Annotated in this window: 19 protein-coding genes and 6 tRNA genes; 7 read left to right on the plus strand and 18 right to left on the minus strand. The window is 64.2% G+C overall.

The window, feature by feature from the left end; all coding sequences use genetic code 11:
• The first annotated feature begins 5 nt into the window (after positions 1-5).
• The 7 genes from CR103_RS15470 to CR103_RS15500 all read left to right on the plus strand — a co-directional run bounded on the left by CR103_RS15470 (position 6) and on the right by CR103_RS15500 (position 5,527).
• Positions 6-82: transfer RNA gene (locus CR103_RS15470), tRNA-Met, on the plus strand.
• A gap of 101 nt (positions 83-183) precedes the next feature.
• Complete coding sequence (locus CR103_RS15475; RefSeq protein WP_099916859.1) at positions 184-420, plus strand: hypothetical protein; 237 nt, start codon at positions 184-186, stop codon at positions 418-420.
• A 96-nt stretch (positions 421-516) separates the two neighbouring features.
• The gene (gene dbpA, locus CR103_RS15480; protein WP_099916860.1) at positions 517-1,926 is read left to right on the plus strand and encodes an ATP-dependent RNA helicase DbpA; all 1,410 of its coding nucleotides are present in this window, start codon (positions 517-519) and stop codon (positions 1,924-1,926) included.
• A gap of 102 nt (positions 1,927-2,028) precedes the next feature.
• Entirely contained in the window at positions 2,029-2,688 is a 660-nt protein-coding gene (gene tagH, locus CR103_RS15485) for a type VI secretion system-associated FHA domain protein TagH (protein ID WP_099916877.1), read from the plus strand.
• The gene (locus tag CR103_RS15490) at positions 2,681-3,472 is read left to right on the plus strand and encodes a PP2C family protein-serine/threonine phosphatase (protein ID WP_180279411.1); all 792 of its coding nucleotides are present in this window, start codon (positions 2,681-2,683) and stop codon (positions 3,470-3,472) included. Before tagH ends, CR103_RS15490 begins: the two co-directional genes overlap by 8 nt.
• Complete coding sequence (locus CR103_RS15495) at positions 3,469-5,097, plus strand: serine/threonine protein kinase (RefSeq protein ID WP_099916862.1); 1,629 nt, start codon at positions 3,469-3,471, stop codon at positions 5,095-5,097. Before CR103_RS15490 ends, CR103_RS15495 begins: the two co-directional genes overlap by 4 nt.
• A gap of 16 nt (positions 5,098-5,113) precedes the next feature.
• Entirely contained in the window at positions 5,114-5,527 is a 414-nt protein-coding gene (locus CR103_RS15500) for a TssQ family T6SS-associated lipoprotein (RefSeq protein ID WP_099916863.1), read from the plus strand.
• A gap of 75 nt (positions 5,528-5,602) precedes the next feature.
• Here CR103_RS15500 and CR103_RS15505 read toward each other — a convergent pair whose 3' ends face one another.
• The 18 genes from CR103_RS15505 to CR103_RS15590 all read right to left on the minus strand — a co-directional run bounded on the left by CR103_RS15505 (position 5,603) and on the right by CR103_RS15590 (position 20,126).
• Positions 5,603-7,222: an amidase gene (locus CR103_RS15505; RefSeq protein ID WP_099916864.1), complete on the minus strand. Its 1,620-nt coding sequence runs from the start codon at positions 7,220-7,222 to the stop codon at positions 5,603-5,605.
• A 128-nt stretch (positions 7,223-7,350) separates the two neighbouring features.
• Positions 7,351-7,926 (minus strand): elongation factor P, encoded by a 576-nt coding sequence (locus tag CR103_RS15510; protein WP_099916865.1) that lies wholly within the window; start codon positions 7,924-7,926, stop codon positions 7,351-7,353.
• 107 nt (positions 7,927-8,033) lie between these two features.
• Entirely contained in the window at positions 8,034-9,224 is a 1,191-nt protein-coding gene (earP, locus tag CR103_RS15515) for an elongation factor P maturation arginine rhamnosyltransferase EarP (RefSeq protein ID WP_099916866.1), read from the minus strand.
• Positions 9,225-9,493: 269 nt separating this feature from the next.
• Positions 9,494-9,569, minus strand: a tRNA-Glu gene (locus CR103_RS15520).
• A 55-nt stretch (positions 9,570-9,624) separates the two neighbouring features.
• Positions 9,625-9,700 (minus strand) — tRNA-Glu (locus CR103_RS15525).
• Between the two features lie 24 nt (positions 9,701-9,724).
• Positions 9,725-9,800, minus strand: a tRNA-Ala gene (locus CR103_RS15530).
• A gap of 83 nt (positions 9,801-9,883) precedes the next feature.
• Positions 9,884-9,959, minus strand: a tRNA-Glu gene (locus CR103_RS15535).
• 55 nt (positions 9,960-10,014) lie between these two features.
• Positions 10,015-10,090: transfer RNA gene (locus CR103_RS15540), tRNA-Ala, on the minus strand.
• Positions 10,091-10,154: 64 nt separating this feature from the next.
• A complete protein-coding gene (gene gltX, locus CR103_RS15545) occupies positions 10,155-11,549 on the minus strand; it encodes a glutamate--tRNA ligase (protein ID WP_099916867.1) in 1,395 nt (464 codons plus the stop codon).
• 152 nt (positions 11,550-11,701) lie between these two features.
• On the minus strand, positions 11,702-13,381 hold the full coding sequence (locus CR103_RS15550; protein WP_099916868.1) for a 4Fe-4S binding protein: 1,680 nt from the start codon (positions 13,379-13,381) through the stop codon (positions 11,702-11,704).
• A complete protein-coding gene (locus CR103_RS15555) occupies positions 13,378-13,872 on the minus strand; it encodes a DUF3306 domain-containing protein (RefSeq protein ID WP_099916869.1) in 495 nt (164 codons plus the stop codon). The genes CR103_RS15550 and CR103_RS15555 overlap by 4 nt, the downstream gene beginning before the upstream one ends.
• A gap of 16 nt (positions 13,873-13,888) precedes the next feature.
• Positions 13,889-14,332, minus strand: coding sequence for a DUF3305 domain-containing protein (locus tag CR103_RS15560; RefSeq protein WP_099916878.1), 444 nt, complete (start codon positions 14,330-14,332; stop codon positions 13,889-13,891).
• Positions 14,333-14,346: 14 nt separating this feature from the next.
• Positions 14,347-14,826 (minus strand): hypothetical protein, encoded by a 480-nt coding sequence (locus tag CR103_RS15565; protein WP_143752640.1) that lies wholly within the window; start codon positions 14,824-14,826, stop codon positions 14,347-14,349.
• Positions 14,827-14,838: 12 nt separating this feature from the next.
• Positions 14,839-15,186 (minus strand): hypothetical protein, encoded by a 348-nt coding sequence (locus CR103_RS15570; protein WP_180279412.1) that lies wholly within the window; start codon positions 15,184-15,186, stop codon positions 14,839-14,841.
• Positions 15,183-16,286: a formate dehydrogenase subunit gamma gene (locus CR103_RS15575; RefSeq protein ID WP_099916872.1), complete on the minus strand. Its 1,104-nt coding sequence runs from the start codon at positions 16,284-16,286 to the stop codon at positions 15,183-15,185. The genes CR103_RS15570 and CR103_RS15575 overlap by 4 nt, the downstream gene beginning before the upstream one ends.
• A gap of 12 nt (positions 16,287-16,298) precedes the next feature.
• Entirely contained in the window at positions 16,299-16,517 is a 219-nt protein-coding gene (locus CR103_RS15580; RefSeq protein WP_099916873.1) for a hypothetical protein, read from the minus strand.
• Positions 16,514-17,197 (minus strand): formate dehydrogenase FDH3 subunit beta, encoded by a 684-nt coding sequence (fdh3B, locus tag CR103_RS15585; protein ID WP_099916874.1) that lies wholly within the window; start codon positions 17,195-17,197, stop codon positions 16,514-16,516. Before fdh3B ends, CR103_RS15580 begins: the two co-directional genes overlap by 4 nt.
• 37 nt (positions 17,198-17,234) lie before the next feature.
• On the minus strand, positions 17,235-20,126 hold the full coding sequence (locus tag CR103_RS15590; RefSeq protein WP_218968491.1) for a molybdopterin-dependent oxidoreductase: 2,892 nt from the start codon (positions 20,124-20,126) through the stop codon (positions 17,235-17,237).
• Positions 20,127-20,292 lie beyond the last annotated feature (166 nt).

The raw sequence follows: 20,292 nt of genomic DNA on the forward strand, positions 1-20,292 counted from the left end.
TTTCCTGCGGGGTGGAGCAGTCTGGCAGCTCGTCGGGCTCATAACCCGAAGGTCACAGGTTCAAATCCTGTCCCCGCAACCAAACATTGTTTTAACATCGAGCCCGACTCTTGCAGCCGGGTTTTTTGTTTTCTGGGGCGGCATTTTGCGCGCCGCGGGAAACAGGCAGCGAACCCTGGCGCCATGAGAGACAAAAAAGACAACGCGACACACGACCTGGTCGGCTTCGATAGCGACCTGGTGCCTGCAGCGTCGCAACCGGCGATGCCGGCGCCAAAACGCGCAAGCCGCAACCGCCTCGCCGGCATCCGCCAGCACCAACTTTCACTGCTCGAAGAAACCGATACCAGCGGCTTGCCGGTCTGGCGCCAAGAAGAAGGCTTCGACCAGACCGGCCTGCCGATGTGGGCCGCCGCCTGATAAACTAGGTGTTTTCCCTGCCCTGATCCGGTAGCGTCCTGACGCGATACTCGCCGTCCTCCTGCTGTTCCCTGCCACCTTCCTATCGGCCTTTTCATGACCCCCAACGCCTTTTCCACGCTGCCGCTCTCGCCTGCCCTGCTGGCCAATCTCGACACCCTCGGCTACCACGAAATGACGACGATCCAGGCCGAGAGCCTGCCGCCGGTGCTGCACGGGCGCGACCTCATCGCGCAGGCCAAGACCGGCAGCGGTAAAACGGCGGCCTTCGGCATCGGCATCCTGCACCGGCTCAATCCGGCCTGGTTCGCGATCCAGGGACTGGTGCTGTGCCCGACGCGCGAACTGGCCGACCAGGTGGCGAACGAATTGCGCCGGCTTGCCCGCGGCGAAGGCAACATCAAGGTCCTGACCCTGACCGGCGGCGCGCCGATGCGCGCGCAGATCGCCTCGCTCGAACACGGCGCCCACATCGTGGTCGGCACGCCGGGGCGCATCCGCGACCACCTCGGGCGCGGCACCTTAAATTTGGCCAACGTGCAGACGCTGGTACTCGATGAAGCCGATCGCATGACCGACATGGGCTTCTACGACGAAATCGCCGGCATTGTCAGCGCCTGCCCGAAGCGGCGCCAGACCTTGCTGTTTTCGGCCACCTACCCGGACGATATCCGCCGCGCCACCGAGTTGTTCCTGCGCGATCCGGTTGAGGTGAAGGTCGAGGCCCAGCACGATGCCAGCCAGATCGAACAGCGCTTCTATGAAGTCGGCTTCGATGAGCGCGACCAGGCAGTGGGCAAGCTGCTCAAGCATTTCAAGCCGGTGTCGACCTTGGCATTCTGCAACACCAAGGTGCACTGCCGCGAACTGGCGGACGAGCTGCGGGCCCAGGGTTTTTCGGCGCTGGCGCTGTACGGCGAACTCGAACAGCGCGAGCGCGACGAAATCCTGATCCTGTTTTCCAACCGCAGCTGCTCGGTACTCGTTGCCACCGACGTCGCCGCGCGCGGCCTCGATATCGCCAACCTGGGCGCGGTGATCAACGTCGACGTCTCGAAAGACACCGAAATCCACATCCACCGGGTCGGGCGCACCGGCCGCGCCGGGGAAACCGGGCTGGCGCTGTCGCTGTGCGCGCCCAACGAAAAAAAATGGGTGCGCCTGATCGAACAGTACCAGGGCGCCCCTGTAGAGTGGCACGACGTCAAGGCACTCGACGACGAGGACCTGGCGGCGGTGCCGGCGCCGATGGTCACCCTATGCATCATGGGCGGCAAGAAGGACAAGCTGCGTCCGGGCGACCTGCTTGGCGCGCTGACCGGCGACGCCGGCCTGGACAAGGAACAGGTCGGCAAGATCAACGTCACCGAGTTCATGACCTACGTCGCGCTCGAGCGCGGCATTGGCGAACAGGCATTCAAGCGCCTGAACGCCGGCAACAAGCTGGGCCCGGACTTCGGCAATATCAAGGGGCGCAGCTTCAAGATGCGGTTTATCGACGCTTAAAGCAACGCTGAATCGACACGCTGCACGTTTGGGCGTGCACTCCGGTTCCAACTCTGGCATTATTGCTGAGGATAAATGTACGACCTTGGCCGACTGGACCCTATGACAACGCCCGCTCCCGCCGCCCCCGATCAGGCAGCAGCCGACGTCTTGGCGCTGAAGCAGGCTTTCCTGCGCGGCGCCGGCGTGCCCGCCGAAGCAATTTCGGCCGACCTGACGCCCGAGCTGATGGAATTGCTCGGCAAGCTGATGGCCCACTCGCTGCAAGGCGCGATCGACATGCTGGCGCTGCGCTCGCTGGTCAAGCAGGAAGCCAAAGCCGACGTCACGATGGTGATGTATCGCAACAACAATCCGCTGAAGTTCTTCCCCGACAGCCAGACCGTCATGACCCAGATGCTGCGCAAGAAAATGCCTGGCTTCATGGAGCCGCTCGAGTCGGTGGACGACGCCTGGCACGACCTGCGCGCCCACCAGATGGGCCTGTTTGCCGGCAACCGCGCCAGCATGCAGGCGCTGATGGCGCGCCTGGAACCGTCCAGTTTCGAGTCTCAACTGGCGCCGGCCGGCGTGATCGACAAACTGCTGCCGTCGCGCCGCGCGGAAGCCTGCTGGGACCTGTTCGTGCGCCAGTACGGCGTCATCGCCGGCCAGGCCCAGGACCAGTCCAAGGCCCTGTTCGGCGCCGATTTCCTGGCCGCCTACGAACAGGAAGTGGAACGCTTCAATGGCGTACAGCGTGGCGAGCAGCGCCATGACTAGACCAGCGGCGCACGCCAGCGGGCCGCTGCGGTTGTCGTGGGCGCAGGCAAGCGACATCGGCGCGCGCGCGGCAAACCAGGACACCATCGGCGCGGCGCGCGACGGCGACCTGGCCTGCTTCGTGATTGCCGACGGCACCGGCGGCCATCGCGGCGGCGAAGTGGCGTCGCGCGTTGCGGTCGATGCGATCGTGGACGCCTTCCGCGCCGCGCCGGCGTTCGGCGCGCCGGCCCTGCTATCGTACGCCGCCCAGGCAACAATCGAAGTGGCCAAGGCCAGGCGCGCCGACCCGCAACTGGCCGACATGAGCACCACCGTCGCCGCGCTGCTGATCGACGAGCGTTCGGCGCGCGCGGTATGGGTGCATCTGGGCGACAGCCGCATCTACCTGTTTCGCTCCGGCCGCGTGGATGCGGTCACCATCGACCATAGCCTGGCGCAGCAACTGGTCGACGCCGGCTATGCCAGCGCCGGCAAACTGCGCCAGCACCCGCAGCGCAACATCCTGTTGGCCGCGGTCGGCGCCGAAGGCGATTTTGCGGTGACGGCGAGCGAAGAATTCGCGTTGGAAGCGGGCGACGCCCTGCTCGCATGCAGCGACGGCCTGTGGGAATGGGTGCTGGAAGACGACATGGAACAGGCTTTGGCGGCCACCACCGGCAGCGAAGGCTGGCTGGCGGCGCTGTGCGCGAACGCCGATGCCGCCGTCACAGCGGCCGGCAAGGCACGCGACAATTACTCGGCGTACGCGATCCGCGTGCTCCGGCAGGAGGCGCCAGCATGAGCACGCCTGTGCCGGCGGGGAAAGATGGCGTTGGCGCCGATTTGCCGGAAGGTGTGCCAAACACGGTACCAAACAACGCACAAAACAGCGCGGTCGGCGGCGGCTCCGAAAACTGCCTGCCGACCGGCACCCGCCTGGCCGACTTCGAGATCATCGGCGTGCTCGGCGAAGGCGGCTTTGGCATCGTCTACATCGCCTACGACCATTCGCTGCAGCGCACCGTGGCGATCAAGGAATACATGCCCGGTGCGCTGGCGATGCGCGGCCCTGACTTCAGCGTGTCGCTGCGCGCCGAACGGCACCAGGAAACCTTCAAGCTCGGGCTGAAAAGCTTCATTAACGAAGCGCGCTTCCTGGCGCAGTTCGACCATCCGTCGCTGGTCAAGGTGTACCGTTTCTGGGAACAGAACCACACCGCCTATACCGCGATGCAGTATTACGAAGGCCGCACCATCAAGGAAATCGTCGCAAGCAGCCCGGAACTGATCGACGAGGCCTGGTGCCGCAAAATCCTGCGCCAGATCCTGCAGGCGCTGGAGATGCTCTATACGGTCAAGATCCTGCACCGCGACATCTCGCCCGACAACATCATCGTGCAGGAAAACGGCGACGCGGTGCTGCTCGACTTCGGCTCGGCGCGCCAGATCATCGGCGATATGACCCGTGGCCTTACCGTCATCCTCAAGCCCGGCTACGCGCCGGTCGAACAGTATGCCGGCGACGCCTCGCTCGAACAGGGTCCGTTCACCGACATCTACGCGCTGGCCGCCGTGATGTATTTCGCCATCCTCAAGCAGGCGCCGCCAAGCTCGATCGCCCGCATGATCAAGGACCCGGTCACGCCGCTGCAGCTGCAGGCGCCGCCCGGCTACAGCCCGTCTTTCCTGGCCGCCATCGACAACAGCCTGGCCGTGCTGTCGCAGGACCGGCCGCAGTCGATCGACCAGCTGCGCGAGCTGCTCGGCATCGTTTCGCTCGGACCGCCGCCGCCGGCGCGCATGATTGGCGCCGGCCTGCGCGGCGCGCCGCCCGCGCCGCCCGACGATGCGCCGCAGCTGCTTGAAGAGGTCGCTGCGCGGGTCGCTGACCCTGGTTTGCCGCGCGCGGCCAGGCGCTGGCAGTTGATCGCCATCGCCGCGGCCCTGCTGCTGATCGCCGGCGTCGGCCTGTATGCGCTGGTGCGCGACGCCGCCGACGAAACAATCATGCTCGCACTGCCGCAATCGCCGGCGCCGGCGCCAGACCGCGTGGCCGAAACACCGGCGCCGGCAGCTGCGGCAGCGGCTGCCGCGCCCGCCGCCGAAGTTACCCCGACGGTTGCCCCGGCGGTTACCCCGCCAGTTACCCTGGCGGCCCCGCCAGCGCGGCCCCCGGCCGATATTAAATCAGCCGCCCCCGCGCTCGAAACGGTAACCTACAGACTGGCGATCAAGCCGTGGGGCACCGTGTATGTCGACGGCCGCGAACGCGGCGTCAGCCCGCCGATGAAACGGCTGGTGCTCGCCCCCGGCAAACACAGGATCCGCATCGTCAACCCGCGTTTTGCGGATCGTTTGATCAATATCGACTCGACTAAAAACAAGTCCGGCACGCTTGAACACGACTTCACGTCGGCAAAAAAATAACCGCATCAGGACTTTCATGACCAGTAGCCGTCTCCTTCTTGCCCTCCTTTGCTGCGCGCTGGGCGCCACCCTGGCGACCGGTTGCGCCAACAAACCGCCCGCCGACAGCGCCGGCCGTATGGCGAGCCCGGCGGCGCTGGCGGCATTGTCCCCAGGTCTGAAGGAAGGCATCGCCCTGTACGACAATGGCGACTATAACGGCGCGATCAGGCGCCTTGGCGCCGCCGACGTCGCCAGCGCGCCAAAAGCGGTCCAGCTCGAGGCGCTGAAATACGCCGCCTTCAGCTATTGCGTGACGTCGCGCCAGACCCTGTGCCGCCAGCAGTTCGACAAGGCGCTCAAGCTCGATGCCTCGTTCGACCTGGAACCGGGCGAACATGGGCACCCTCTGTGGGGACCGGTTTTTGTCAAGGCGAAGAAGAGCCGGTAGGCGTCCCCGCACTCGATGACGATTCGATCGCCACGGCTTGTGTCCGGCTTTTAGCCGTGTGCTCCCTGTTTCGCCTCAGGCCGTACGGTTGACGGTCGCCGGGAAGCGCGGTGCACGGCGGTGCAGCGTTGCCTGTTCGTAGGCATAAGCCATGCCGATCAGCGCAGATTCGCTGAAGGCGGCGCCAACGAACGACAGTCCGACCGGCAGGCCGTTGGTGTACCCGGCCGGCACCGTGATGTGCGGATAGCCGGCGACGGCGGCCGGCGACGAGAAGCTGCCGCCGTAATGGTCGCCGTTGATAAAATCGGTGAGCCAGGCCGGCCCGCCGGTCGGCGCCACCAGCGCATCGAGCCTGTGCTCTTTCATAACCTGGTCGATGCCCTCCTCGCGCGCGTAGCGGTGGTTGTTGGCCAGCGCGTCCTTGTACTTTTTTTCCCCGAGCCCGGCCGTGGCCTGCGACTTCACCAGGTGTTCCTGCGCGAAGAAGCCCATCTCCTTGTCGGCGTGCCTGACGTTAAACGCCACCAGGTCGGCCATGTTCTTGATCGGCGCATGCGGCGCGTAGCCGGCCAGGTAGGCTTCCAGCCCCGGCTTGAATTCGTACAGCAGCACTTCGGTTTCGCTGTCATCGTATTTGTCGGCGTTGGGCAACTTGACGTCGACCAGGACCGCGCCTTGCGCCCTCAATACCGCCAGTTGCTTCTCGATGAGGGCGTCGACGGCGTCGCTTTTGCCGAAAAAATTACGGGCAACGCCGAGCCGTTTGCCCTTCAAGCCATCCTTGACGAGCGCAGCGGCGTAATCGGTGGCTTTGCCGGCGCCGTCCTTGGTGACCGGGTCGCTGGCGTCGAAGCCGGCCATTGCCGCCAGCATCAGGGCGGCGTCGGTGACGGTGCGCGTCATTGGACCGGCGGTGTCCTGCGAGTGCGCGATCGGGATAATGCCGCTGCGGCTCACCAAGCCCAGGGTCGGCTTGATGCCGACCAGCCCGCAGGTCGATGCCGGCGACACGATCGAGCCGTCGGTCTCGGTGCCCACGGCCAGCGTGGCCAGGCTGGCGGCAATCGCCGCGCCCGAGCCGGAACTCGAGCCGCTGGTATTGCGATCGAGCGCATAGGGATTTTTCGTCAACCCGCCGCGTCCGCTCCAGCCGCTGGTCGAACGGGTCGAGCGCATGTTGGCCCATTCGGAGAGGTTGGTCTTGCCGATGATGACGGCGCCGGCCGCGCGCAACTGCGCCGCGACGTGGGCGTCGCGGCTGGCGCGCACGCCAGCCAGCGCCAGCGAACCGGCACTGGTGCTCATCTTGTCGCCGGTAGCGATATTATCCTTGAGCAGAACCGGGATGCCGTGCAGCGGGCCGCGCACTTTTTTGGCGGCGCGTTCGCGGTCCATCGCGCCGGCGATGGTCAACGCATCGGGATTAATTTCGATGACCGAATTGAGGCGCGGGCCGCGCTTGTCGATGGCGGCGATGCGGGCCAGGTACTGCGACACCAATGCATGGGAGCTGAGCTTGCCGGCTTCCATCTGCGCCTGCTGTTCCAGCACGCCGGCGTCGAGGATGCTGCCGGCCACCGAAACGGTGGCAGCGGTGGCAGCGGTGGCAGCGGCGGCGGCCGTCACGGGGGAAGCAGCGCCAGCCACCGCGGTTGTAGCCAAGCCAAGTCGAACGAAGTCCCTGCGATCCATGCCATCTCCAGATGTAATTAATGAAATTTCATGAGAGCATAGCAGCGCTGGGCTCGCCCGTGGAGAAATGCCGGGCAAAAAAAAGCTGCCAACAGGCAGCTTTCTTAAGTACCGCGTATGCAGTCGACTTAGTTGCGCACGACGCGCTTGTACTCGTTGGTGCGGGTGTCGATTTCGATAACGTCGTCCTGGGCGACGAACAGCGGCACTTGCACAGTGTGCGAGTGGGCTTCGACGGCGTTTTCGATCTTGGCTTCCTTCAGGACGTTGCCCGAAGTGTTGCCCTTGACCGCAGGCTCGGAGTACACGACCTTGCGCGCGATGGTCGTCGGCAGTTCGACCGAGATGGCCTTGTCGTTGTAAAAAACCGCTTCGCATTCCATGCCGTCCTTGAGGTAATGGATGGCATCGCCGAGGTTCTCTTCTTCAATTTCGTACTGGTTGTATTCGGTGTCCATGAACACGAACAACGGATCGGCGAAATACGAGTAAGTCACCGGCTTCTTGTCGAGAACCACGACGTCAAATTTATCGTCACCGCGGAAAACGTTTTCCATCGGGGTGTCGGTCAGAAGATTTTTCATCTTCCATTTGTACGTGAAGCCCGTGCGGCTTGAACCATTGACATCGGAACGCAACACGATCATAGGCTTGCTGTCGACCATAATGATGTTGCCAACACGAATTTCTTTTGCAGGTTTCATAGAGAGTGTACGTAAAAAGTGGGTTGCATGAAAATCATCTGTCGCCTTGGCAAAACCGCCGCAAGCTTACGTTTGATCGAATAAAAATACGCTAAATTAACCGGGCATTATACCTGACTTTGACCCGCTGCCGACCTCAGCGAAGCTGCGAACTTCAGCAAGTTGCCGGCGAGATCGCCGTTTGCCGCCATGTCGGCTTGCCAGCCAACCGCCCGGCGCACCAGGTGCGCCAAGTCGGCGTGCAAGGACGGCCATAACATGGCCCAGTCGGCATGCTCTTCCAACTCCCCCGCACCATTCCAACGCAAGGAAAACGCATTGACGCTATCGACCCCGGCATTGTAACGCTGCAAAAAAGCCCGCAATTTTACATGGTGCAGGTTTTCGTCCTGCGGATAGATATGCCAGATAAAGGGTTTTCCGGCCCACTGGGCACGCACGAAAGAATCCTCGCCGCGGACAAAATTAAGGTCGCACGCCCACAGCAGTTTGTCGTAATCGGGCTGGGCAACGAAGGGCAGCACGCGCACCGTCAATGCGCCACGGGTGCGCGCGGCGCCGGCAACTGCCGGCATGCCAAGAAACTGCTCAACTGCCCCGTCCGCCACCCCCTCGGGCACCAGGCAGGTCAGCGCCGCGGCGCCGCCTTGCCAGGCCCCGAACAAGGCTGCAACCGGCGCGTCCGGATAACAAAACAGCGATACTTTCAATGCCGCGGCCTCACGCGGCGCGACGCCCAGTTGCGCCAGGAAAGCGACCATCTGCGCCGGGTCGGATTGAAATTGCCGGCGCTGTTCGTCGAGCACCGACTCGCGCAACAGGCCGCCGGTGCTGGCGCTAAAACCCGGGAAGAAAAAGTGCTTGGTCAACGGCAAGCGCGGGTGCGGCGACGGCAGGGTGTGGCAACCTTCCACCCACTTCTCGGCAGTCAAACCTTCCAGGTTCAGCCACACCGGGCGCGGTTCGCACTGCGCCATCGAGGCGATGTAGCCGGGCGGGATATCGCAGGCAAAAAATTCGATGACAATGTCGGCTACTTCGAACGTCGAAAACTCCCCGTCCTGGTCGCGCCAATGGCGCACCGTAACGCCGTCGACCTGCTGCGCATCGACGTCGAGTGCAACGATGGGGCAGATCCGCTGGAAGCTGTGCAGGTTATCGACCCACAAGGTGACTGCGATACCGTGTTCGCCCCGCAATTGCCGCGCAAGCCGCCAGCAGATGCCGATGTCGCCGAAATTGTCGACCACTTTGCAGAAAATGGCCAGGGTGGTGGCAGGGCTTCGATCGAGGGACATGGTCGGTGGCTGGCGTGCAGCGGTGGTTGCAGTGGTTGCGATGGTTGCAGTGCGGGCCGCAAGCCGAACGGCCGTGGACCCAATATTTTAACCGATTTCGCGCCGCCCTCGCCCGGCCGGAGTGTGATTCACGTAGCTTACCGACTGATTACCGGCTTACTGCTTCGACCACGGGCTGCCATGCCACACCTGGGCATAAAACGTTCGGCCATAAAAAAAACCGAAGCACCTGTACGCGCATGCGCGTTGGTTTGCTCCGGCTTTTCAACTGGCGTCCCCAAGGGGATTCGAACCCCTGTACTCACCGTGAAAGGGTGATGTCCTAGGCCTCTAGACGATGGGGACAGAAATCTGTCCTGGGCGGCATAATACCACCCTGACCTGTTACTACTGTAAATCCTGGCGTCCCCAAGGGGATTCGAACCCCTGTACTCACCGTGAAAGGGTGATGTCCTAGGCCTCTAGACGATGGGGACCCGTACTACAACTACTACAAAACTTGGTGGAGGTAAACGGGATCGAACCGATGACCTCTTGCATGCCATGCAAGCGCTCTCCCAGCTGAGCTATACCCCCCAAACTTGCAGTGCAAAAAAAATCCCTGGCTGATCAGGGTTGTTTAACAAACCTAAACTTTTTTTTCCGCACTACTCGAATCCTGGCGTCCCCAAGGGGATTCGAACCCCTGTACTCACCGTGAAAGGGTGATGTCCTAGGCCTCTAGACGATGGGGACCATGAACTTATTTTCTACTAATTACCCCTCATTTACTGCCAACTTCTCTTCAACGTGGTGGAGGTAAACGGGATCGAACCGATGACCTCTTGCATGCCATGCAAGCGCTCTCCCAGCTGAGCTATACCCCCGTCCGGTGAAGAAGCAAAATTATAGACTACTCTCTTGCATTGCGCAAATGCCAGACGCGAGTATTTAAAGATATTTCCTGATGCGGGCCAGGATGACGTCACGATCGAACAGCTCAAGCACCGCATCGATGGCCGGCGTCTGCAACTGGCCGGTGACGATCAGGCGCAGCGGCATGGCGATCTGCGGCATCTTGATGCCGTTTGCTGCCAGTACTTCCTTGATCATCGCCGCCAGCGCGGGACGATGCCACTCGACCGTTTCGCAGCGCTCGGCGAACTGCGCCAGTGCCGGCTTGACGACATCGTTCAGGTGCTGCGCCAGCAATGCCGGGTCGGGCTGTGGATCGCGGTAGAACAGCAGGCACGCATCGGCCAGCTCGATGACAGTGTTGGCGCGCTCTTTCATCAGCGCCAGCACGTTTGCCAGCGGCGGGCTGCCGTTGAACTCGGCGCCTTCGGCCAGCATGTGCGGGCGCGCCAGCGACGCCAGGCGCTCGTTGTCGGCCTGCTTGATGTAATGGTTGTTGAGCCAGTTGAGTTTTTCCGGATTGAACTGCGCCGCCGAACGCGTCAAGTGGTCGAGGTTGAACCATTCGCAGAACTGCTGCATCGAAAACACTTCGTCGTCGCCGTGGCTCCAGCCCAGGCGCGCCAGGTAGTTGAGCATCGCTTCCGGCAGGTAACCCTGGTCCGGGTAGTCCATGACGCTGACCGCGCCGTGGCGTTTCGACAGTTTCTCGCCATCGGCGCCGAGGATCATCGGCAGGTGGCCGTACTGCGGCAGCGGCGCGCCGATCGCGCGCAAGATGTTGATCTGGCGCGGCGTGTTGTTGACGTGGTCGTCGCCGCGCAGCACATGGGTGATCTGCATGTCCCAGTCATCGACGGCGACGCAAAAATTATAGGTCGGCGTGCCGTCGGCGCGCGCGATGATCAGGTCGTCCATCTCCTTGTTGGCGATGGTGATGGTGCCCTTCACGACGTCGTCCCAGCTCACCTCGCCGTCTAAGGGATTTTTGAAACGCACCACTGGCTTACGCTCGCCTGGTACCGGCGGCAACTCCTTGCCCGGCTCAGGGCGCCAGGTGCCGTCGTAGCGCGGTTTCTCGCCCGCGGCGCGCATGCGCTCGCGCATTGCCTCGACTTCTTCCTGCGAACTGTAGCAATGGTAGGCGGTGCCGGCAGTGAGCATCTGGCCGATTACCTCGCGGTAGCGGTCCATCCGCTGCATCTGGTAGAACGGACCTTCGTCGTGCGTCAATCCCAGCCATTGCATGCCATCGATGATGGCCTGCACCGCCTCCGGCGTCGAGCGCTCGAGGTCGGTGTCTTCGATGCGCAAGATGAAGGTGCCGCCGAAGTGGCGGGCATACGCCCACGAATAGAGCGCGGTGCGGGCGCCGCCGAGGTGGAGGTAGCCGGTCGGGCTGGGAGCGAAACGGGTGCGGACGACGGTCATGGCGGTCAATGTGCGAAAGTAAAGAAGTCCATTTTACAGCGTTGCTTAGGGATCAAACCGCGGTTGCGCTTGCGCCTGCATTTCCGGGCACTCGACGTCCCCGTTAAACAACCGGGGTCAGACCCTAACAAAACAAAACCGGGGTCTGACCCCTAAGTCACCCTGACGCTGTCGCCGCTTTTCATGATGTCGATGACGCGGCAGTCGCCGCACATGCGGATGCGCTCCAGGTTGCCGGCAAACGCGGGATGTCCACCCAGCCGGCCCAGCATGTTTTCAACCATCTTGAGCGTGCCGAACGGCTTGCCGCAACGGATGCAGCAGAACGGCGCCGATTCGTTCAGCACCACCGGCGCGTTGCGCGTATCGGCGAACGACATGCGCGGCACCAGCACGATGGCATCTTCCGGACAGGTGGTGGCGCACAGGCCGCACTGGACGCAGTTCTTTTCGACAAGGCGCAGCTGCGGCAAGCTCGGGCTGTCCATCAGTGCCATCGCCGGGCAGGCGCCGACACAGGCCATGCACAGGCTGCATTTGGCGCTGTCGACCTCGACTGCGCCGAACGGCGCGCCGGCCGGCAGCGGCACGTGATCGGGCTTGAGCGGCGCATGACGGGCCAGGTGAGTTAAGGCGAGCTCGAGCGTGTTGCGCTTGTCGGCCATCACGTGGAAGCGGGCCGCCTCGGCCACCAACGCGCTTTTCGTCATGCCGGCGCCCGGCAGTGCCTGCATTGCCCGCAACTGCTGCGCATCGCCCGCCGGCAGCAGGCGGCACAGCTCGCGCCCATAGCCGAGAGCGTCGAGGATGGTGTTGGCGATGCGCATCTGCGCGGCGATGGCGGTGCGGTATTGCGGCGCTTCCTCGTCCGTCATCAAGACCAGCACGGCACCAGCGCCATACGCCAGCGCGGCCAGCCAGACGTCCAGGCCGACCGACGCGGTATGCTGCAGTTCGACCGGGATGACGTGGGCCGGTACGCCCGGGGCGCCGGTTTCGAGCGCGCCGATCAGCTCCTTGCCGTGTTCGCCGCTGTGGAACAGCAGCACGGGCGCTCTGCCGTCCATCGTGCCGCCGGTCTCGCGGTAGGTAAAAACCAGCGTGCGCAGGCGCTCGCCGGTATAGGCCGCGCTCGGGTAGGCATACGACAACGCGCCGGTCGGGCACACGGTCGTGCAGGCGCCGCAGCCGGCGCACAGGTTCGGGTTGACCTTGATGCGATCGCCGCTACCGGCGATTGCCTGGGCCGAGCAGATCTCGATGCAGGCATTGCAGCCGAGCTGGCGGTTGCGGCTGTGGGCGCACAGCCGTTCCTTGTAGCTGAAGTATTTTGGCTTTTCGAATTCGCCGATCATGTCGGCCAGTTGCGCCACCGCCTGCGCGCGTTCGGCCAAGCCCGGGCTTGGTGCAAAATAGCCAGGCGGGTTCTGATGGCGGGCCAGGATTGGCGCCGGCGACAGGTCGAGCACCAGGTCGAACTTGCCCGCCCGGGCCAGGCTGGCTTCGCCCTCCTCCCATGTCAGCTCGAAGGCGCCGAGCCAGCCGTCGATGCGGACCTTGTGGCCGTACGCGACCGCATACGGCCGCGCAGGCTTGGGGCCGCCGTGCTGCGGCGGATCGAGCGGCGGATCGGTCAGCAGCACCGTCAATTCGAGCTGGGCGGACAAGCCTTGCGCCCATGGCGTGACGTCGGCTGCGCTGCCGATCATCACCGTCTTGCCGGCGCAGTGGTAGGTGACCACCGGCACCGGGTCGGGAGCGGGCAGCGCGGTGGCCGCCTCCAGCGCTGCAATCTTTGCGCGTTCGTGGCTGGACGGGTCGGGTAAATTCATGCGGATTCCTCGCTTGGCGGTGGCAACTCCGGCATGCCGGTAGCGTCTGCGGCCGGCCCTGCCGTGGTGTTCGAAGGCGCGTGTTCGAGCAGCTCGTCGATGCGCGCGAACACGCTGCGCGCGTGGGACAGCGAGGCCAGCATCTCCGGGCTGACCGGCGAAGGGAGGTTGTAGTCGCCCATGTAGATGTCGAGGCCGTCGATGACGTTGAAGTGGGGATCGGCAAACAGTTTTTTCATGGCCAGCCGACGCACGTCGGCATCGACGCCGCGCGCGACGAAGGCGGAGTAATCGGAGTCGGCATTGAGCACGGCGGCGTCGGCGAGGGTCGGCAGCGGCGTTGCAGGCACAGTTTCGGTTTCGGTTTCTGGTACGGCGCGCAGCGCGCCGGCTGCCGGCACAACCGGCACAGCCGGCACTAATGGCGGCAGCGGCGCTTCGGGCACGGTTTTCAGGCGCGACCAGCGCTGCAGGAATGATTCGTCAGGCATGACGTCCCCTTATAACTTAGCTGCGCGCGCGCTTGCCGTAGCGGCGTTCGCCGCCCGGTTCGCGCGGCTGGTAATGCGCGCGCAGGTAGCGCGCCAGCCAGCTGTGGATTTCGGCAGGCATTGCCACGCCATCGGCCGGATCGCCCGAATCGAACATGCGGGTACCCTCGGCGTAGCTGACCGAAGCTTGCAGCGGCATCGCGCGGCCGCCCTGCATCCGCCACATGATGAACACCTTCGGTTCGGCTGCGATCCAGTTTTCGAAATACCCTTCGTTTTCGTCCGGGTACAGTTGCAGCTCGAGTCCGGACACCAAGTAGGACTCGCCTGCCGCGCTCTGGTTCAGCGGCTGCACCGGCAGCAAGTCCCCGCGGTCGGCCATCACTGCCACCGCGGCCCACACCTCGTCGGCCCAGCGGTGAACGATGACGCGCCGCTGCATGATGACGGCGATAGGCATGCTGGCGAGCCGCGTCACCGCGTCTTCACCGTGGTGGCGGCAGGCGACGGCGCCGGCTTGACATCGGCGCTGGGCGCAGCCGTGCCGGATTTTTCGCTCCTTATCGGCGCGTTTGCCCCGGTCGTGGTCAACACTCCCGCCGGCTGGCCGGACGGCCCGGATTGCGTCGCCGGCGCGCTGATCGCGGCCATGCCGGCTGCCGCAGCACCCCCCGCGTCAGTGCCCACTCCCGGCGCCGCGAGCGCCGTCGGCGGGTTCAGTTTCCACCCATTCGCACCGGCCTTGTCGCGCCAGGCATTGCTCAAGGCATCCATCCTGGCCAGCAGCAGCAGCTTGTCTTTTTTCGATTGCGCATCGGCAGCCGCTTTCTTGGCCGCTTGCGCCTGCGCTTGCGCCGGTGTCGGCGGCGGCAGCACGGCCGACGCCGCGCCGGCCCACGCCGCCAGGGTCGCGAATGTCGCCATTGTTGCTGCCCTCATCACTATATTGGTCATGCCGCCCTCCTCTTATTGGCCGCTCGGGGTCTGCCTCGCCGCCGGCGGCGCCGTGTTGCCAGATGGACCCTGGCCGGATTCCTGCACCGTGCCGCCGGTGGCGGTGCCGCCGGTCGTGCCGCCAGCGCCACCGGCAATGCCCGGCGTGCCGCCCGCATAACTGCCGTCCGTAACCGGCTTCCCGCTGCGCGCGATGACTTCGCCGCTGGTGCCGCCGCCTGCCGTCACCATGCCGGGAAAGCCGGTCTTGCGGATGCCGGCGTCGGCCGGCTCGTCGCGCGTGCAGGCGCTGGCGACAACAAAGGCCGCGCTCACAACCAGTATCCGCAACGATTTATGAAAAAATAACGGGGAAATCATGGGCGCCTCCCGCCGGCGTTGCCTGGCCGCGCAGGCTGCGTCGGTGACGGCGGCGTGATGTTCGCCACCTCGTCATACCAGATTTCATGATGGGCCTTGGCCCAGTTGGCGTCGACCGTGCCTTCGCGCATCCCCCGGTAGGCGTCCGGCGAGCCGAGCGTGCCGAGGTAGATATGCCCCATGGCGGCGACCATGTACAGCGTAGCGCCGACCAGGTGCAGGTAATTGGCAATCTGCAGCGTGTAGCGGGTCTGGCCGAAATTGACGAAGTCGAGTAGCAGGCCGGTAACCGACATCAGCAAGCCGAGCAGCACCACGCCGCCCCAGAACCAGATTTTTTCGCCGGCGTTGAAATAGCCGGCGGGGATTTTCTCGCGCGACAAGAGGCCGCCCGCGCCCTTGATCCATTGCCAGTCCCAGCGCCGGAACACATTGTCCCGCACGAAGGCGACGAACATGATGACCGAGCAGACGATGAACAGCGGCCCGACAAAATTGTGAATCAGTTTCGACAGCATGGCGACAAAGTAAAACACGTCGTGCCCCATCCACGGCAACATCACCTTCTTGCCGAACAGGATGACGACGCCGGTGACGGCCAGCGCCAGGAAGCTGTACGCGGTTGCCCAGTGCACCCAGCGCTTCCAGCGGGTGAAGCGCTCGATGCGCCGCCCCGCGTTGTGTTGGAGCGGCGCCGGCCGGGTACCGAGATAAACGCCGAGGATCAGCAGCGGCGTCGCCAGCAGCAGGAAGCCGCTGACGGTGGCAATCGGGCCATTGCGCAGCAGGCGCCAGGTGTTGCCGCCGCGCTGGAGGATGACCGTGCCTTCGGTGCTGCCGTACTGACCGAGGTAATGGCGGTCGACGTGTACTTTGCCGGACGAGGCCGAACCGAATCCCTGCCCGGGGCTGTTCTTCTCGGCCTGCAGGATGGTTTGCTCTTCGGCGTAGGCCGGCTTGGCGTTTTTGTGCGGCACTTCGGCCAGCACCGGCCCGGCCAGGGCCAACGCGCACAGCAGGGCAAGTGCGTGCCACGCGGTTATCGGCGAGCCGAACAGTGAGCGTAACAAGCTTGACAATGGGCGTGATGATGAGCGCATCGCACAGTCCTTTCAGGGAGAACTCCGGTTGTACTCGTTCTGGCGCAGGCTGCGGTTGCTGATGGCCGCGCTCCACGCCATCTTGTCGTTGTGGAAGCTGACCTGGGACGTGCGGTTGTCCGGTTTGCCCGCGTACTGGCCGTGAAGCCAGGGCGGATGCTGCTCGACTTCGAGGCAACCCGACAGCAGCATGGCCAGCACGGCGCCTAAAGTCGTTTTGAGCATGTTCATGTCGGATGCTTCGCGCCGCCGTTCTGATAGTCGCTCGGCAGCTGGTTGTCGCGCGGGCCATCTCCGCGTGTCTTGATTTCTCCGCCGCGTTTGCTACGGTCGTACGCAATGTCCCAGCCCCACAGCTCGGGGCCGTAGCCGCGGGTTTCGACCCGCTGTTTGTAGATGTCGGCGATGACGTCGGCATCGCCCCCGAGCAGCGCCTTGGTGCCGCACATTTCGGCGCAGGCCGGCAGTTTGCCTTCGGAAATGCGGTTGCGGCCGTATTTCTTGAATTCGGTCTCGGACTGGTCCGGCTCCGGCCCGCCGGCGCAGAAGGTGCACTTGTCCATCTTGCCGCGGTGGTTGAACAGTCCGCTGGAGGGAAACTGCGGTGCACCGAACGGGCAGGCCATCGAGCAGTAGCCGCAGCCGATGCACTGGTCCTTGTCGTGCAGCACGATGCCGTCTTCGGTGTGATAGATGCAGTTGGTCGGGCACACCGCCAGGCACGGCGCATCGGTGCAATGCATGCAGGCCACCGAGATCGAATGTTCGCCGGGCACGCCGTCGTCGATGGTGACGACGCGGCGGCGGCTGACGCCCCACGGCGTCTCGTTCTCGTTCTTGCAGGCTGTCACGCAGCCGTTGCAATCGATGCAGCGTTCGGTGTCGCAAATGAATTTCATCCGGGCTGGCATGGCATTCCCCTCGTTGCTGGTAAAGATCGTGGCCGGCTCATGCGCGCACCAGGCGGCACAGCGACACCTTGGTTTCCTGCATCATCGTCACGGCGTCGTAACCGTAGGTCCAGCCGGTGTTGACCGCTTCGCCGCGCACCAGCGGCGCCGCGCCTTCCGGATAGTTGTCGAGCTGGTCGTCGCCCATCCACCAGCCGCCGAAATGGTAGGGCATCCATACCAGCCCGACCGGCACCCGCGCCGTCACCATCGCCATCACCTTCAGGCGCGCGCCGGTCGGCGTTTCGACATGGATGTAATGGCCTGTCACGGCACCCACCTGTTGCGCGTCCTGCGGGTTGATTTCGCAAAACATGTTCTGCTGCAGCTCGGCCAGCCACGGATTCGAGCGCGTTTCGTCGCCGCCGCCCTCGTACTCGACCAGCCGGCCGGACGTCATGATCAAGGGATAATCCTTGGCGAAGTCGATCGCCTGCACCGACTTGTACAAGGTCGGCAAGCGCCAGAAATTGGCCTTGTCGTCGTAGGTCGGGTAACGCGCCACCAGGTCGCGCCGCGATGACATCAACGGTTCGCGGTGCACCGGCACCGGGTCGGGAAAATTCCACACGTTGCAGCGCGCGCGGGCGTTGCCATACGGCGCGCAGCCATGGCCGACGACGACGCGGATGATGCCGCCGGACAGGTCGGTCTTCCAGTTCTTGCCTTCGGCCTGGGCCTGCTCGGCCACGCTCAGTTCCGACCACCAGCCGAGTTTTTTCAGGAACACGTGGTCAAATTCCGGGTATCCAGCGTCGAGCTCGCTCTCTTTGGGAAACGAGTCGTCGGCGGCCAGCAGCGACACGCCGTTGTGCTCGACACCCCAGTTGGCGCGGAACGGCAAGCCGCCGCGGGCCACGCTTTTCGACAGGTCGTACAGGATCGGCGTGCCCGGGTGCTTCATTTCAGGCGTGCCCCAGCAAGGCCACGGCAAGCCGTAATAGTCGCCCTTGCACGGCCCCGACTCGGCCAGCAAGGTGGTCGGGTTGAAGGTGTGCTTGTTGTTCATGTGCAGCTTGAGCCGCTCTGGCGAGCAGCCGCTGTAGCCGATGCTCCAGCAGGTGCGGTTAATCTCACGCAGGATGTCTTCGATCACCGGCTCGTTGTGGACCACCGCGATGTTTTTGCACAGTTCGCTGGCGAAGCCGAACTTTTTCGCGAACAGGTACATGATTTCCTGGTCCGTCTTGCACTCGAACAGCGGCTTGATCACCCGCTCGCGCCACTGGATGCTGCGGTTCGACGCCGTCACCGAGCCCGAACTCTCGAACTGGGTGGTGGCCGGCAGCAGGTAGACGCCGTCCTGGCGCCCGTGCATCGCCGCCGTCATGGTCGGATAGGGATCGATCACCACCAGCAGGTCGAGCAGCTTCATCGCCGCCTTCATGTCGGGCAGCCGGGTCTGGCTGTTGGGCGCGTGGCCCCAATACAGCACGGCGCGCAGGTTGACCGGCTGGTCGATGTACTGGTTTTTTTCGAGAACGCCGTCGAACCAGCGCGACACCACCATGCCCGGCTTTTCCATCAGCTCCTTCGAGCTGAAGCGCCCTTTCAGCCATTCGTAATCGACGCCCCAGGCGGTGGCGAAATACTTCCACGCGCCCTCGGCCAGGCCATAGTAGCCGGGCAGTGAATCGGGATTCGGGCCGACGTCGGTGGCCCCTTGCACGTTGTCGTGGCCGCGGTAGATGTTGGCGCCGCCGCCGGCCATGCCGATATTGCCCAGGGCCAGCTGCAGGATCGCCAGCGCGCGCACGTTGGCGGTGCCGACGTGGTGCTGGGTGATGCCCATGCACCACACCACCGACGACGGTTTGTTGGTCGCCAGCATTTCGGCGGTCTGGCGCACGGATGCCTCCGGCACGCCGGTAACATCCGACACCTTGTCGGGTGTCCATTTCGCCACTTCCTTGCGCACGTCGTCCATGCCGTAGGTACGCCGCTCGATGAAAGCCTTGTCCTCCCAGCCGTTTTCGAAGACGTGCCACAGGATGCCCCACACCAGCGCGATATCGGTGCCGGGGCGGACGCGCACATAATGGTGGGCGAAGCGCGCGGTGCGGGTAAAGCGCGGATCGATGACGATCATCTTGGCGCCGAGTTCCTTGGCGTGCAAAAAGTGCAGCATCGAGATCGGGTGGGCCTCGGCCGGATTGGAGCCGATGAACAACACCGCCTTGCTGAAGTGCAGGTCGTTGAACGAATTCGTCATCGCCCCGTAGCCGAAGGTCTGGGCCACGCCCGCCACTGTCGTCGAGTGGCAGATGCGGGCCTGGTGGTCGCAATTGTTGGTGCCCCACATCGAGGCGAACTTGCGCATCAGGTAGGATTGCTCGTTGCTGTGCTTGCTGCCGCCGATCATGATCATCGAATCAGGCCCCGATTCCTTGCGCAGCAGCAGCAGCTTGTCGCCGATCTCGTTGATCGCCTGTTCCCACGAAATGCGCTGGTATTTGCCGGCCACCAGCTTCATCGGATAGCGCAGCCGGTGTTCGCCGTGCCCGTGTTCGCGCACCGATGCGCCCTTGGCGCAATGGGCGCCCATGTTGAGCGGCGAATCGAAGGCCGGCTCCTGGCGGATCCACACGCCGTTGCTGACCACCGCCTCGACCGAACAGCCGACCGAGCAGTGGCTGCAGATGGTGTGCTTGACTTCCGTCACCCCGGGCGCGGCCGCCTTGGGGTCGGCCGCCTGGGCCGGCTCCATCACATTGAACGGCAGGTGGCGCGCCATGCCGGCTGCGCCCGCGGTGAGGCCGGCGCGCAGCAGGAAGGAGCGGCGCTTGACAGTGGCGGACGCCGCCCTCGCCAAGCCCTGCTGCAAGGCGGACGCGGCGCCCATGGCTTCATTAACGGCAACGCCCACGGCAGGCTTTTTAACGACTGACATGTGATTTGCTCCTGTCGGGTGGCTACCAGTATCGCGCGCTGCGGTAGTATTGTCGGATGTGCTCGGTCTCGTGGTAGCCGACGTAGGCCGCCGGTTCGACAGCGACCGGTGCCGCCACTGGCGGCGCCGCCGCCTGGCCGGCCGCCGCAGCGAGCGCGCCGAGCGC

Origin of the sequence: Massilia psychrophila (genome assembly GCF_002760665.1) — a bacterium.
Taxonomy (GTDB): domain Bacteria; phylum Pseudomonadota; class Gammaproteobacteria; order Burkholderiales; family Burkholderiaceae_D; genus JAFCUW01.